The organism is Bacillus cereus group sp. MYBKT14-1, from assembly GCF_051915185.1.
Taxonomy (GTDB): domain Bacteria; phylum Bacillota; class Bacilli; order Bacillales; family Bacillaceae_G; genus Bacillus_A; species Bacillus_A cereus.
This window is the reverse complement of the sequence record NZ_JBQAEF010000019.1, coordinates 29,071-45,628: the sequence shown is the minus strand read 5'-3', so window position 1 is coordinate 45,628 and position 16,558 is coordinate 29,071. Positions and strand designations below refer to the sequence as shown.

The following is a 16,558-nucleotide window of genomic DNA, read 5'->3' as shown; positions in this document are numbered from 1 at the left end:
GACTAAGAACAGAAAGGAAGGTGTATTTCATGATTGAAGTAACAGAACAAGCAGCTTTTCAAATTAAAGATATGTTAAAAGATGCTGAAGATGGAGAGAAGTATGTGCGCCTTGCTGTACACGGCGGCGGATGTAGCGGTCTTTCTTACGGCTTAGGATTTGAAGTAGAACCAAAAGAAGACGACACAGTTCTTGAGTTTTTCGGTGTTGAATTTGTTATCGATACAGAAAGTGCTCCAATTGTTAAAGGAGTAAAAATTGACTATAAACAATCTATGCTTGGCGGTGGATTCACAATCGACAATCCAAACGCAATCGCATCATGCGGATGTGGATCATCTTTCCGTACAGCGACGAATGCTGGTAAACCAGAAGAATGCTAAGTTTTTAGACGAAATAGAAAAGGCCTTTTTAGCGATGGAATAAAATCGTTAGAAAGGTCTTTTCTTTTGGCGTTAAAACAGAAAATGCATGTAAAGTTACTTTGGAATTTAATTTAAATGTTATTATATATAGGATATGTAATTTATATTGTGAATTCCATTTTCATATTGCTCGTTTTAAGATAAGATTTCGTAACAGAAATGTAAATAAATAGAAGGAATATACTATTTATTAGTTGTATTTAATGTTAATATTTGTAACGAAGATGATTGGCGATCGTGTTCGGACTAGCTGTAGTTTCACCGGTTATTACTAATAGGTAGATTTATCCCATAAAAGCCCGATTGGTGAGGGCTGATTAAAGTTTCACTTTATATAAAAAAAGGTGTATGAGGGAGAAGGCTATAGCAAATTGTATAGAACTGAATAGTTCCGTATTCATTAAAATACGTTGATTACTAGATATTAAAAAACACCGGGGGGGATTAGAATGAAGTTATTTAAGAAAGTACTTATAGTAGGGGTGGCGTTGACTACAGTATCGATTTTGGGGGCTTGTTCTAGCGATACAGACGTATTAACAAAAGTAGGAGCAAAGCAACCAGCGAAGGCCGAAGGTGAAGAAGTATTAAAAGATCAGAAGAAAACACCTATGACCACGAGTAAACGTGAAAGTATTAAAAATGAGGATGCTCCATCATCAAAGAAGCGTTATATTTCTCATGACGAATCTCAAGAGATTGAGGAAGGTATGACGTATACGGATATTCTTAATACGATCGACTACGGTGGTGAGAATATAAAACATTATAATAATAATGAAAAACGCGTATTTTATACTGAAAAAGATACGGATGGTACATATGAAATTATGGTTGAATTAAATACATATGGTTACGTTGTGAATATTGAACGTACTGCTATAAAGGGTACAGATAAAGAGAATGAGGTATCTATGAAACGTATTGAAGAGCCTGTAAAGGAATATGAAGAAAAAAACGATCGTGTACCGTGGTATAAAGATGTAAATAACAATTCGGCAGCAGTAAGTTACAATCACTATTTGAAAATCAAAAAAGGTATGCCCGCGAATCAGGTAAAAGCTGCAATTGGACAGCCACATGTGATTGAGAAATATAAATCTTATTCAGTATATGACTATACTGGTTATGGTGGAGAAGGATCATTACGTGTAATCTTTGAACCGAATGGAACTGTTACGGATGTAGTGGAAGACGGTTTACCACGATAATAAATTAGTTACGGGAAGAGTTGTAGTAAAGTTGTCTTTGATTTTATAAAGTTTTTGGGAGCATCCCCAAATATAGATGAAAAAATAATTCTTTTAGCCATGTTATAGTATTAGTATTTACCGAAGTTTCTTCCAAATTCAATAGCGTTATTGTGGATGTTGTTGACGTATTAGTTTTGTTGATATATGCCGCAGTAGGGCAGCAATTGTAATTGGACGTAAAAGGACGCGGAGGAGTAGCAGCTTCCTTTTGAAAAAAGGAGGGAAATATGATGGAGGATATTCTTGAATTCATAAGGAAATACGTAATTAAACCTATTATTAGTTTAATAAGATACTTTGTAATAGAGATTATAATTGAGGGTATAATAGAAGGCGTAATAAACGGTATAAGGAAATTACGTGATAAGTGGCGAAATTGGCGTGAAAGACGTTATTGGCGGTAGTGTAGCTGAGAAGCGTGCGAAACAAAAACGTTATACAGAAGTTTAATGAAATGATAGAAATCGACCCGCATTTACAATCTGTACTCGTTCCAATTGGTGATGGAATGACAATTTCTAAAGTGAAGAAATAATTATTATCTTACAAAAGTGTAATGTTCATGTCATGTTTTTGAATTTCTTCTTTAAGCTCTGGGCTTTAAGATAAGAATATAAGAAAAAACATATGAGGTGAAGGAAATGAAAAGATACATTGCACTATTTAGTATTTTAGTTGTATTTGCAAGTTTGTTAGTTGGTTGTGATTTAAACCGTATGGGTAAAGATGAGTACTACGTTCAAATTACAGTAGATGGAAAAGAAGTTCATAGTAAAGCTGATAATGGTCAAAAATATAAAGATTATGAGTATAAGCTAACTGGCTTTGATAAAGACGGTAAAGAGAAAGAATTAGAATTCACAGCTCAAAAAAACTTACGTAAAGATGCATTCCTACGCGTATACCACTCAGATAAAAAAGGTGTTTCGGCTTGGGAAGAAGTAAAGAAAGACGAGCTTCCAGCGAAAGTGAAAGAAAAATTAGGTGCAAAATAAGAAAGAAAAAAGGAATTGACGAACAGGGTCAATTCCTTTTTATATTCTCAAAATCTTCTTCTGAAATGACTGTAAATCCATGTCTTTTGAATAAAGCAGTTGTTACCCCGTAACCAGTTTGTTTATTCCCGTTAAATTCTCCAGTGTAAATTGTAGAACTACCACAAGATGGACTACGTTCTTTCAAAATAATATATTCTGGGTGTAAATTTTTAATTTGTTCTAGCGCTTTATAAGCACCGCTCACGAAAGCTTCTGTAACATCTTCACTATCTTTTGTCATCACTTTCGCTTTTCCGTCCAAAACGTCGTCGCCATTCCCGCCAATAATTTCAGCAGAAGGACGAGGTGTTGGCAGTCCTCCTAATACTTCAGGACAAATGAGGACTGTATCTTCTTTTTGCAAAAGCTCCTCTATTTTTGAAACGAGATTGTCATTTCCGTCATATCGACAAGCTATACCACCTAAACAAGCGCTAATTACGATCATATTTTCATCTCCATTAAAAAAATATTAAATTCCACGCCAAATTCTCTTCCTGCCTCTTACTTATAAATGAGGTGATATAAATGGGAAGCTTATATAATTTAATGAAACCATACAGTGAATTTCGAAGTAAAGAAGAGTTTAATACATATCAAAAACAAGTTTTGAAACATTATCGATTTCAATTAAATAAAACGGATGCTACCATTATTCATTTTTTAGGAAAGTATGCGGTGAATGAGAAACAAAAAACAGTAGGAGTCGCCTGTCCGTTAATGGAGACGATTGCGAAGAATGTTGGAAAGAGTATTCGTACAGTACGCCGTTCAATTGCAAAGTTAGAGGAACTAGGAATTATAAAGCGTGTTGCAACAAAAGAAAGACATAAGCGCGGTGGGTATAGTGCGAACTTATATATTTTTCTTATATCTGCAATTGACCGCATGGATGACCGTATGAAAATGTCCGCATGTGAAAGTGAGGATTATACAGCTGGCTGTAACGGAAAGGAGCCAAAATCCGAGGGAGAAACAATTCTTTCTAAAAACATTCCACAAATAAAAGAGAAAAGAAAAATAACGTACGAGCTTGATGAGACGTATTGCCGTCATGATATACCGAAGCCTTTTATATACGCACTGGTACCGATGACGAGTAATCCGAAGAAAATTAATATATTTTGGAGTAAGGTCGAGCTTGCGTATAAAAAGAGCGGGTTACTAGAGCAAGGTGTTTTACTAGAGCAAATATTAGCTGATGAAGAAGTGTATGGAAATTTCATTTGGCGAGTGAAGAGTGTTGTGAGAGCTTATAAATATGGGGAAATCCGTAAAAATGTGAAGGCACTTTTATATAGTACAGTGCGAGATTTATTTTTAGAGGTTGGATTAGAATGGGGAGCAGCTGTGAGAAGAAGTAAGGGGATAGCGTTATTTGATCCATTTAAAAAGGAGCCATGCGTATAATACATGACTCCAAGTAGCTAGTCGAACTTTCTTACAACTGGAACACGAATCGCTACAAATAGTACGAAGACGATAACAGCAATTGCACCGCTTTTCATAACGGTTACGATTGGAATTCCCATTGCAAGTGCGATTGATGTGAATGCATAAGAGAGCGGGATAAAGCCCATTGATGATAGCATAAGTAAGCTCATTACGCGTCCCATCATTTCCTCTTTTACTGTCGATTGAATCATCGCCATAAGCGGAACGATAGCCATTGCAATTGTAATACCATAAAACATGCCGGCTAATAATGCTTGCCAAAGTACGGTGCTAAAGTTGATGGATAAGAAGAATACACCAGACAGTAGCATCATGATAATACAAAATAGTCCGCGTCTACGATTAATATTTTTTAAACCGACAATGACAGCGCCTATTGCCATTCCGCCGCCTACAGATGCTTCTAAGTAACTGAAATGGAGCGAGTCACCGTGCAGAACATTTTTAACGAAAAGCGGGAAACCGACTTGCATCGGACCAATTAAAAATAAATTTAAAAAGGCGCTACAAAGAAGGAAAGTTGAAAGGAATGGCGATTCCTTTACATATAAGATTCCTTCTTTAATGGAAGTGAACATACCTTTATCTGTATCTTTTTGTTCTGGCATCGTAAATTGTATTTTTTGAACGAGTATGGCTGCGACAATCAGTAATAAAATTGTAATAGAAAATATTGTCTCGTAGTTTGTAAATTTGATCAGAATTCCGCCAAGTACAGGGCCTAAGATGACCGATGCTTGGTTCGTCATTTGTGTAAGTGAATTCGCTTGTGTTAACCGGCTTTTTTCTACCAATTCAGGTAAGATAGATCCATCTGCTGACCAGAAGAAAGCATCAGCAAGTCCAAAGAATAAAGCGAATAAAGCAAATGTATATAGTGTTACATCACCAACGATAAACCATGTGAGAATGGTTGCGACAAGAATCGCTCGAATAATATTGGAGTAAAACATAATATTTTTTTTCGGGAATTTATCAGCTACAGCACCGCCGATAATCATAAAAATAAGCCTTGGAACACTAAGAGCTACGAAAACAACACCGAGTGAAGCTTCAAGGTTTAATGTTTTTGCTATGTACCACGTTTGTGAAAAAGTAAAAAAGGCTAAAGCAAAGCTTGAAAAAAGAGTAGCTGCCCAAAGAAAAAGGAAATTCGTATTTTTTAATAACGGTTTTCCGCTTCCTTCTAAAGCAGTTTTATTTTGTTGTAGTTCCTCCATATTGCTTCCTTTCTATGTGACAAATTTAAACTAAAAAACCAGTAAACGCCCGATTGGTGAGGGCTAATACTTAATGGGAGATGCCCCCACTGATTATAGTTTCACTTTATACAGTTTCTAATATTTCTATACTGCACTTTCTCATTGTAGACAATAATAATGAATTTGCCCAGTAGCTATTTAACGACAAAAAAAGATGCCGAATGGGCATCTTTTTTTAGGCTAACGCAATATAAATATCCAATTGTGCATGATTTGGGTCTAATGCTCTTTCGTCGTAAAGCTCGAAGTCTGTTGTGAAGGCACGTTTATTTTCTTTCGACCATTGCCAAATATATTCCCAAGCTTCGCAAACGACTTCAGCAACTGGTCCCTTTCTCGTTGTAAATACCGCATATGTAGCAGCAGGTATTGTTAAAGTTGTCATATTTTCAGGAACGTCTTCTAATGAAGAAACGGTCGTACCGATTGTAAATGTATATGTACCAGTTTCATCTGATTCATAGTTGGAGTAGAATGCGAATGTTTCTTTCGTTTTTTGATTTGGGATGTGATGCATCATTTGTTCTTGAAAGTATCGGTTCCAGAGCTCGGGAATTTTTCCTTCAGTAGATGCCTCTATTTCGTTAGTCGTCGTAATCGAAACGCCGATTGCTTGGAAAGCTTCTTTTTTTACGATAATGGGTTCGTTTATCATTACAAATTCCTCCTTTAAAATAAGAACATATGTTCCTTGGTAATATAACATATTTTTACATGTAACGGTTATTGTTTTTTGAAAATTTTAATCATAAATAACAAACTGAAATGACTAAAAATGGTAAAATTTCTATTGTATGTATGAATAGATTAAGAGATATGTTAAGCTTTTTATGTATCCTTTAACTGTTATATAAACCTATACAATAGAGCATTTTTTACTATGTTAAAAAATGGTGAAGGTTTGTATAAGTGTCCGATATATATATGCTATTTTTGATAAATTAAAATAGTAATATTCTATGAGATTTATATTGTTGACATTGGGATTTCAACAATACATTTTCGTAGGTCGGATTGTTGCGAGTGGATATATATTGCTATGTATACGGCTACGAAATTAAGTAGACGGATAGCAAGCATATAGAAAGGAGAAAGGTAAAAAATATGAAACAAGTATTGAAGTGTTTTAATGTCGTAACGATGATCACACTTCTCCTATCCATCATATTGCCTTCACCCAGTGCTTTTGCAGAGATAAATAAAAAAAGCTGGGATGAGTTACAAGGAAATGATGTGAAAATTAAGGCAGAGCAAGTAAATGCCGAAATATATAAGGGGGAAGTAGCTAAGAGGGAGCACGTATTTCAATATACGATTGAAAATACGGGAGATACACCAATTCAAGAATTGGTGCTTAAACAAAGTAATGAAAATGAAATTACGTTCCTCTCGCAATCTGTGAAAGTAAACGGAGAGAAGTTACCTGAAAATAAAGTAGCGGATTTCTATGTAGAAGAAAAAGATAAGGGAGGAAAACTTCTTTCTTCTAATCTTAAAATTCGAGATTTAAAATCACACGAAAAAATGACTGTGTTAATAAAAGCTAGTCGCACACAGCATTTTAATAAAGAATACAAACAAAAGGTTAGTGTGCAAAAAGATAAAGTACAAATAGGAAACATGTCTGTAGATGTTGAGGGAATCCCTTCTGAAGAAAAGGTAGCAGCTAATGCCGATGAGGAGGCTGACAGTAGTAAGAAAGAAGTTGGCCCATCAGCTAATAATACAATCAAAAAAGTTGATGAAAAGCTAAAAGTATCTGTAGAAGATAAAAATAACCCTACATCAAAAACAGAACTACCAAAACAACCAGTAACCGAAGTTGAGAAACTAGAAAAAGAAGCGGAAAATCAGAGCGATGCAAAAGTACAAGCTGCATCAGAGAATGCTTCGAAGGTTCAAATGCAAACAGGGGATAAGCAAGGATTTGGAGATCCACTGTATTCTACAATTACTGCTGGTAATTTAGTACAGACTGGTAATGTAACACTTGGTTTGACGACCGATCATTATGGCAGACAAAGTCTGGGGTATAAGACGAATAAAATGACTGTGGACGTTGATAACGATGATAGTACTTTTAATTCGTCAACAGGAGCTTTTCCTAACATTCCTGCTGGAAGTAAAGTGAAAAAGGCTTATTTATTTTGGACAGCAGCTATGGGAACGCCAACTTATGCAAATAAAGAGTATAGAGTTAGTGATGAAGATGTAAGAGAGCCGGTTAAAATGAAAATGGGTAATAAAGAATATAAAGAGGTAAGTGCTACTAGTATACGAAAAGCAGCTAGTTTACCGTATATTTCAAATTACTCGGGTGCTGGTGCCGGTTATGTTGCATATGCTGACGTAACAAATGTAATTGCACAGCAAGGTATTTCTCAAACGGTGACAGTTGCGAATGTGCCACAAATTAAATTTGAAAAAGGCAGTGGTTACTACTGGGGCAACTGGAATCTTATATTAGTTTATGAAAACCATAAAGAAACCGTAAAAGATATGAAGATTTGGGAAGGGCTAGTTGCTCAAAAAAGTACAGCCTGGACAGATATTAGTGTTAATAAAATAAACACACCAAAAGAAGGTGCTTTTAAAGCAAAATTTAGTTATTTTTCATCGCAAGGTGATCCAGCTGAGAAAGATGGATATGCCTATGATTATGGAGAATATGATTTTGGTGCTGGATATATAAAGATAAAAAATATTAACGGTAAAGATAATGATGCGAATGATTCATCTATGACAGAAGTACAAGTAGACGGTACTAACGAGTTTGTTACAAAAAAATATCCAGGATATAACCCGGATTGGACAAATTCATTCAGTACTGACATTCATACGTATCATCTTGAAGGACCGACTCAAGTAAAGAATGATTTGAAAGAAGGAAAAATGCGTTTTAGAGCATATGCTGGTACTGGTGATATTTACGTATTAAACAACGCCACATTTGTTACAGAACATAATGCTCCAAACTTACAAGTTGATAAAAAGGCATTAGATAGTACCGGTAAAGAAATTAAGGAAATTAAAGCTGGTGAAGAGTTTACGTATCAAATTGAAGTGAAAAATGATACGAAAAATAATCAAGCGCCGGTATCGAATGTAAAAGGTTTTGATAAATTAGATGATCGTTTAGAGTATGTTCCGAGATCTATACAATATATTTCTGGAAGTAATAAAGGAAATAAAACAGATGATGCAAGCGATGATGAAGCGGAGTTTGTAAATAATCAAATTGATTTCCGTGTTGGTGAAGGTGCTAATGCTAAAGACGGCGGTGTTTTAAAGCCGGGGGAAAGTGCCGTTATTACATTCAAAGTAAAAGCGAAAGAATCTATAAAATCAGACACAACAATAAAAAATATTGTTGTTGTAAAGGGAGAAGATAGCGCCGAGATAAAGTATGAAACCGAAGATGAGGCAAATGTTACGGTTACTACTCCAAAAGAAGTTCCGGGAGAAATAGAAGCTAAAAAAATAGCATCTAATAAAACACTGAAGCTAGGTGACGAGGTAGAGTATCGTATTACATTTAAAAATAAGACAAAAGATGGACGTCTAGATGTATTAACCATTGAAGATGAATTACCAAGCAATCTTGAATACGTGAAAGATAGTTTGAAAGCAGAAGGTGCAAAACCAGAGCCAGTAGAGCTGAAGTTTGAAAATGGAAAAGTAATTGCAAAGTATCCAGAAATTATGGATATGGAAGAAAGAAGTATCGTCTTTAAAACAAAAGTAAAAGAAACTGCAAAAATTGGTGAAGAAATTGTTAATAAAGCAACCGTTAGTGATAAAACAAATCCACCAAAGAATCTAGAAGAGAAGATTACACCACAGCATAAGGCCGGTAAAATTGCTGCAAAGAAAAAAGCAACAAATAAGAAGCCAAAGCTAGGAGAAGAATTTGAATATCAAATTAGCTTCCAAAATACGGTGGAAAACGGAAAACTAGATGCAGTTACAATAGAAGATGAAATTCCAGCTAACTTAGAATTTGTTCAAGGCAGTGAGAGAGCTGAAGGTGCTGAACCAAATCCAGTAGAGTTAAAAGTAGAAAATGGTAAGGTAATCGCCAAATATCCAGAGATTATGGATACAAAAGAGCGAAGCATTGCCTTTAAAGTGAAAGTAAAAGAAGAGGCAAAAGCCGGAGAAACAATTGTTAATAAAGCGGTTGTGAGTGAGCCAAATGGACAAACTGAGCATCCAGAAGAAAAGATTACGCCGGATTATAAATACGGTAAAGTGGATGTTGAAAAAAGCGTAACGAATCAAACACCAAAACTAGGAGAAGAAGTGGAATACCGAATTACATTTTATAATACGGTAGAAAACGGAAAACTAGAAAAGGTGCTAGTAGAAGATACACTACCTAAAGGTGTTGAATACGTGAAAGATAGTTTGAAAGCTGAAGGTATAAAACCAGAGCCAGTAGAACTAAAAGTGGAAGACGGAAAAGTAATGGCAAAGTATCCAGAAATTACGGATACAGAAAAAAGAAGTATTGTTTTTAAAGTGAAAGTAAAAGATTCGGCAAAAGTAGGGGAAGCAATCGTAAATAAAGCAATTGCAAAAGATCCGAAAAATGAGCCTGTTGAATCAAAGGTTGTTATTACACCGCAAAGTAAAAAAGGTGAAATTGCTGCTACAAAGGTAGTTAATAATAAGAAGCCAAAGTTAGGCGAAGAAATCGAGTACCGCATTAGTTTTCATAATACGGTTGAGAACGGAAAACTTGAAGAGGTGCGAGTGGAAGATACAATTCCAAAAGGTCTTGAATATGTAGAAAATAGCATCAAGGCCGAAGGAGAAGCACCTGGACCAGTAGAATTAGCTGTTGAAAATGGGATAGTCAAAGCTAAGTATATCGATATTATGGATATGAAAGAAAGAAGTATCGTCTTTAAAGTAAAGGTGAAGGAAGAAGCAAAAGTAGATAAAGAGATTGTCAATAAAGCAATTGTTGATGATACGAAAAATCCACCGATTGAGCCGGAGGAAAGAATTACTCCGCAACATAAGGATGGAATAATTGATTCGAAGAAGACAGTAGATAATCCATCACCAAAACTAGGAGAAGAAGTAGAATACCGAATTAGCTTTAAGAACACGGTAGAAAACGGAAAACTAGAAAAGGTAATAATAGAGGATACAATTCCTAACGGTTTAGAGTATGTAAAAGGCAGTGAAAAGGCTGAAGGTGATAAACCAGCTCCATTAAAGTTAAGTGTGAAAGATGGAAAAGTCATTGCTGAATACGACAATATTACAGATATGAAAGAAAGAAGTATTGTCTTTAAGGTAAAGGTGAAGGAAGAAGCGGAAGTAGGTAAGGAAATCATCAATAAAGCAATTGTTGATGATATGAAGCATCCGAAAGAACCAGAAGCAAAAATCACACCATTACACAAAGATGGAAAAATTAAAGCGAAGAAAATCGTAAATAATGAAACACCGAAGTTAGGAGAAGAAGTAGAATACCGAATTAGTATGAAAAATACGGTTAAGTACGGAAAGCTAACAGACGTGATAATAGAGGATACTCTACCAGAAGGTTTAGAGTATGTAGAAAATAGTTTGAAAGCAGAAGGTGCCGGAACAGATTCAGTAGAGCTGAAATTTGAAAACGGTAAGGTAATGGCAAAATATCCAGAAATTATGGATACAGAAGAAAGAAGTATCGTTTTTAAAGTGAAAGTAAAAGAAGAAGTAACAGTTGGTAAAAAAATCATTAATAAAGCAACTATTGATGATTCACAAAACAAGCCAGTTAATCCGACAGCGGAAATTATTCCTCAGTATAAAGATGGAAAACTTGAAGCGAAAAAGATGGTAAATAATGAAACGCCGAAGTTAGGAGAAGAAGTGGAATACCGAATCAGCTTTAAAAATACGGTAGAACATGGAAAGCTAACAGAGGTAAAAATAGAAGATGATTTACCTAATGGATTAGAGTATGTGAAAGATAGTGTAAAAGCAGAAGGTTCTAAGCCAGATCCAGTGGAATTGAAATTTGAAAACGGTAAGGTAATGGCAAAGTATCCTGAGATTACAGATACAAAAGAGAGAAGTATTACCTTTAAAGTGAAAGTAAAAGGTAAAGTGAGCGATTCAATTGTTAATGAAGCGATTGTGAGCGATACGAAACATCCGCCAGAAACACCGACAGCAGAAATTATTCCGCAACATAAAGACGGAAAAGTGAAAGCGAAGAAGACGGTAAATAATGAAACGCCGAAGTTAGGAGAAGAAGTAGAATACCGAATTAGTTTTAAAAACACGGTAGAAGACGGAAAACTAGCAGAGGTGAAAATAGAAGATACTTTACCAGAAGGTTTAGAGTACGTAGAAAACAGTGTGAAAGCAGAAGGTTCTAAGCCAAATCCAGTAGAGTTAAAAGTAGAAAATGGTAAGGTAATGGCGAAGTATCCAGAGATTACGGATACAGAAGAAAGAAGTATCACTTTTAAAGTGAAAGTAAAAGATGAAGTGAAAGTCGGTAAAAAAATCGTCAATAAAGCAATTATTGATGATACGAAAAATGAGCCAGAAACACCGACGGCAGAAATTACTCCACAGCATAAAGATGGAAAAGTGGAAGCGAAGAAAACGGTAAATAATGAAACGCCGAAGTTAGGAGAAGAAGTGGAATACCGAATTAGCTTTAAAAATACGGTAGAAAACGGAAAGCTAGCAGAGGTGACAATAAAAGATGATTTACCAAATGGATTAGAGTATGTGAAAGATAGTTTACGAGCAGAAGGTTCTAAGCCAGATCCGGTAGAACTGAAAGTGAAAGATGGAAAAGTAATCGCAAAATATCCAGAAATTATGGATACAGAAGAAAGAAGTATCGTCTTTAAAGCGAAAGTAAAAGAAGAATTTAAGATTGGTGAAGGCATTGTCAATAAAGTAGTTGTTGATGATACAAAAGATCCAACGACTTCAGAAGTAACGATTACCCCAGAATATAAAGACGGTAAGCTGAAAGCTGAGAAATTTGTAAACAATAAGAAGCCAAAATTAGGAGAAGAAGTAGAATACCGAATTAGTTTTAAAAACACGGTAGAAAACGGAAAACTAGTAGAGGTTAAAGTAGAAGATGAAATTCCAGCTGGATTAGAGTTTGTAGAGAACAGTTTACAAGCAGAAGGACCTAAACCAAGTCCGGTAGAATTAAAATTTGAAAACGGCAAGGTAATGGCAAAGTATCTAGAAATTGCGGATACAAAAGAAAGAAGTATTATTTTTAAAGTGAAAGTAAAAGAAGAGGCAGAAATAGGCAAGGAGATTGTTAATAAAGCAATCGTAGTAGATACAAAAAATGAGCCAGAAGAGCCTCGTGTGGAAATTACTCCGCAATATAAAGATGGTAAAATTGCTGCGCAGAAAGTAGCAAATAATCATAAACCGAAACTAGGAGAAGAAGTAGAATACCGAATTAGTTTTAAAAACACGGTAGAAAACGGAAAACTAGTAGAGGTAAATATAAAGGATACATTACCAAATGGTTTAGAGTATGTAGAAGGCAGCATCACAGCAGAAGGTTCTAAACCGAAACCAGTAGAGCTACAGGTGAAAAATAATAAGGTAATGGCAAAGTATCCAGAAATTACAGATACAGAGGAAAGAAGCATTGTATTTAAAGCGAAGGTAAAAGAAAGCGTAAAAGTGGGAGAAGAAATCGTAAATGAGGCAATTGTAGATGATACAAAGAATCTGCCAGAAGAGCCTTATGTACCGATTACACCACAATATAAAGATGGGAAAATTGAGGCAAGAAAAGAAGTAAGTAATCATGAACCGAAGTTAGGTGAGGAAATCGAATATCGAATTATTTTTAATAATACGGTGAAAGATGGAAAACTAGCAGAGGTAAAAATAGAAGATGAAATTCCAGCTGGATTAGAGTTTGTAGAAGGAAGCGAAAAGGCTGAAGGTGAAGAGCCAAAACCAGTGGAGTTGAAAGTAGAAAATGGTAAGGTAATGGCAAAGTATTCAGAGATTATGGATACGAAAGAAAGAAGTATCGTCTTTAAAGTGAAGGTGAAAGATTCAGTTGCAATAGGTAAGGACATTACAAATAAAGCGATTATCCATGTTGATGATCCGAACCATCCAGTAATTGATCCGACAGCAAAAATTACACCGCAATATAAAGACGGTAAAATTGCTACTCATAAAAAGGTGAATAATCATAAACCGAAGCTAGGGGAAGAAATCGAATACCGAATTTCATTTAATAATACGGTGAAAGATGGAAAACTGGCAGAGGTGAAAATTGAGGATGAAATTCCGTCTGGTTTAGAGTATGTGAAAGATAGTCTAAAAGCAGAAGGTGATAAGCCAGCACCAGTAGAGTTGAAAGAAGAAGCTGGTAAGGTTAGTGCGAAGTATGAAAATATCACTGACATGAAAGAAAGAAGCATTATCTTTAAAGTGAAGGTGAAAGATTCTGTTGAAGTGGACAAAGCAATTGTAAATAAAGCAATTGTTGATGATACAAAAAATCCACCAGAGCGACCAGAAGTAGAAATTACCCCGCAGCATAAAGACGGTAAAGTTAAAGCTGATAAAAAGGTAAATAAAAAAGATCCAAAGCTAGGAGAAGAAGTAGAGTACCGAATTAGTTTTAAAAATACGGTAGAAAACGGAAAACTAGCAGAAGTGAAAATTGAGGATCAATTACCAACTGGTTTAGAGTATGTGAAGGATAGTTTAAAATCAGAAGGTAATGAGCCAGCGCCAGTAGAGTTAAAAGAAGAAGCTGGGAAAATTACAGCGAAGTATGAAAATATTACTGATACAGCTGAGCGTAGTATTATCTTTAAAGTGAAAGTAACGGAAGTAGCAAAAGTCGGTAAGAAAATCGTGAATACGGCAATTGTGGATGATGACAATCCGAAGAATCCGCCGCAAAAACCAGAAGCGATTATTACGCCGGAGTATAAGGACGGAAAACTAAAAGCTGAGAAAACAGTAAATAATCCAGCTCCAAAATTAGGAGAAGAAGTAGAGTATCGAATTACTTTCCGTAACGTAGTAGAGCATGGAAAAGTAGCGAAGGTGAAGATTAAGGATGAATTACCAACTGGCTTAGAGTTTGTAGAAGGTAGTGAAAGAGCCGAGGGAGAGAATCCGAAACCGTTGTATGTGAAAGTGAAAAACGGAACCGTCCTTGCGGAATATCCAGAAATTACGGATATGAAAGAAAGAAGTATCGTCTTTAAAGTGAAAGTGAAAGAAAAAGCTAAAGTAGGCGAAGAGATTGTGAACAAGGCGATTGTGGAAGATACAATAAATCCACCAGAGCAACCGAATATCTCTATTCAGCCTCAATATAAAGATGGTGCATTACAAGCAGAAAAAACAGTAAGTAATCATGAACCAAAGTTAGGAGAAGAAGTAGAATATCGAATTAGCTTTGAAAATACGGTAGAGAACGGAAAACTAACTGAGGTAAAGGTAGAAGATGAAATTCCAGCCGGTTTAGAATATGTACAAGATAGTATAAAGTCTGATGGGCCGGAACCACATCCGGTGGAACTGAAAGTAGAGAATGGAAAAGTAACAGCAAAGTATCCAGAAATTACGGATACGAAAAAAAGAAGTATCATCTTTAAAGTGAGAGTACAAGAGACGGTACAAGTAGGAAAAGAGATTGTAAACAAGGCGATTGTTGATGATAATAATCCGACGACGCCGCCAGTTGAGTCACTTATACCAATCACACCGCAATATAAAGATGGGAAACTAGAGGCAAGGAAAGAAGTAAGTAATCATGAACCAAAGCTAGGGGAAGAAATTGAATATCGAATTACTTTTAACGGCACAGTAGATGGCGGGAAGTTAGTTGATGTAAAGATTGAAGATGAAATTCCGTCTGGTTTAGAGTATGTGAAAGATAGTCTGGAGGCCGTAGGTGATAAGCCTGTGCCTACAGAACTTAAAGTAGAGAATGGAAAAGTAACAGTGAAGTATCCAGAAATTACGGATACGAAAGAAAGAAGTGTCATCTTTAAAGTAAAGGTAAAAGAAACAGCAAAAGTTGGAGGAGAAATAACAAATAAAGCGATTATTGAAGTGGATGATCCGAAACATCCAGTTATAGAACCGACAGCGAAAATAAAGCCAGAATATAAAGATGGTAAGTTAACAGCAGCGAAGAAAGTAAGTAATAAAGAGCCAAAGCTAGGAGAAGAAGTAGAATACCGAATTAGCTTCAAAAATACGGTGGAAAACGGAAAACTAGATGTAGTTACAATAGAAGATGAAATTCCAGCCGGTTTAGAATACGTGCAAGGTAGTATTAGATTTGAAGGGGCTGAGCCAAATCCAATAGAGTTAAAAATGGAGTTTGGAAAAGTAATCGCCAAGTATCTAGAAATTACAGATACGAAAGAACGTAGTATTATTTTTAAAGCGAAGGTAAAAGAAGCGCCGAGTAAAGGGATAACAAATAAAGCAGTAGTGGACGATAAAATAAATCCGCCACTTGAGCCTACAGTTACAATTTTACCGAAAATAAAAGAAGATTTTAAGATACCAGAAGATCCGAAAGAACCGAAGGAGCCAGAAGTGAAACCGGAAGATCCGAAAGAACCGAAGGAGCCAGAAGTGAAACCAGAAGATCCGAAAGAGCCGAAGGAGCCAGAAGTGAAACCGGAAGATCCGAAAGAGCCGAAGGAGCCAGAAGTGAAACCGGAAGATCCGAAAGAACCGAAGGAGCCAGAAGTGAAACCGGAAGATCCGAAAGAACCGAAGGAGCCAGAAGTGAAACCGGAAGATCCGAAAGAACCGAAGGAGCCAGAAGTGAAACCAGAAGATCCGAAAGAACCGAAGGAGCCAGAAGTGAAACCGGAAGTAAGATTGGAAAAATTAATTAAAGAGCCGCAAGTAAAAACAGAAAGGGAATTACCGAAAACAGGGGCAGCGTCTCCATGGATGATGTCAGTTGGTGCTGGAATTTCATTCTTAGTTGGCGGAGTATTATTCGTATTAGGTAGAAGAAGAAAACAATAATTTTTTTAGACGAAAAGCACACTGAGTTCGATAGTTTATCGAATTCAGTGTGCTTTCGTGGTATATAAAATAAAAGCTCCTTCCACGTATGGAAGGAG

Annotated in this window: 8 protein-coding genes and 1 pseudogene; 6 read left to right on the top strand and 3 right to left on the bottom strand. The window is 35.9% G+C overall.

Features of this window, described 5'->3' with window-relative positions; all coding sequences use genetic code 11:
• Positions 1-29 precede the first annotated feature (29 nt).
• From ACTFO4_RS26555 to ACTFO4_RS26540, 4 genes and pseudogenes are all read left to right on the top strand, one after another.
• Positions 30-383 carry a HesB/IscA family protein gene (locus ACTFO4_RS26555; protein ID WP_000573826.1) on the top strand — a complete coding sequence of 118 codons (354 nt, stop codon included), beginning with the start codon at positions 30-32 and terminating at the stop codon, positions 381-383.
• Between the two features lie 491 nt (positions 384-874).
• On the top strand, positions 875-1,636 hold the full coding sequence (locus tag ACTFO4_RS26550) for a hypothetical protein (protein ID WP_440014520.1): 762 nt from the start codon (positions 875-877) through the stop codon (positions 1,634-1,636).
• Between the two features lie 402 nt (positions 1,637-2,038).
• A pseudogene (locus tag ACTFO4_RS26545) lies at positions 2,039-2,213 on the top strand (methyltransferase).
• 106 nt (positions 2,214-2,319) lie between these two features.
• A complete protein-coding gene (locus ACTFO4_RS26540) occupies positions 2,320-2,673 on the top strand; it encodes a YxeA family protein (protein ID WP_000833150.1) in 354 nt (117 codons plus the stop codon).
• Between the two features lie 28 nt (positions 2,674-2,701).
• Here ACTFO4_RS26540 and ACTFO4_RS26535 read toward each other — a convergent pair whose 3' ends face one another.
• On the bottom strand, positions 2,702-3,163 hold the full coding sequence (locus ACTFO4_RS26535) for a DUF523 domain-containing protein (protein WP_326235159.1): 462 nt from the start codon (positions 3,161-3,163) through the stop codon (positions 2,702-2,704).
• 80 nt (positions 3,164-3,243) lie between these two features.
• On the opposite strand from ACTFO4_RS26535, the gene ACTFO4_RS26530 reads away from it, so the two are divergent.
• Positions 3,244-4,125, top strand: coding sequence for a helix-turn-helix domain-containing protein (locus ACTFO4_RS26530; protein ID WP_326235158.1), 882 nt, complete (start codon positions 3,244-3,246; stop codon positions 4,123-4,125).
• Positions 4,126-4,142: 17 nt separating this feature from the next.
• On the opposite strand, the gene ACTFO4_RS26525 is transcribed toward ACTFO4_RS26530, so the two are convergent.
• The gene (locus tag ACTFO4_RS26525) at positions 4,143-5,390 is read right to left on the bottom strand and encodes an MFS transporter (protein ID WP_103623002.1); all 1,248 of its coding nucleotides are present in this window, start codon (positions 5,388-5,390) and stop codon (positions 4,143-4,145) included.
• Positions 5,391-5,607: 217 nt separating this feature from the next.
• Positions 5,608-6,087, bottom strand: coding sequence for a GyrI-like domain-containing protein (locus ACTFO4_RS26520; protein ID WP_000606657.1), 480 nt, complete (start codon positions 6,085-6,087; stop codon positions 5,608-5,610).
• A 449-nt stretch (positions 6,088-6,536) separates the two neighbouring features.
• Between ACTFO4_RS26520 and ACTFO4_RS26515 the strand changes: the two genes are divergently transcribed.
• Positions 6,537-16,460 carry an isopeptide-forming domain-containing fimbrial protein gene (locus ACTFO4_RS26515; RefSeq protein ID WP_440014519.1) on the top strand — a complete coding sequence of 3,308 codons (9,924 nt, stop codon included), beginning with the start codon at positions 6,537-6,539 and terminating at the stop codon, positions 16,458-16,460.
• Positions 16,461-16,558: the final 98 nt, after the last annotated feature.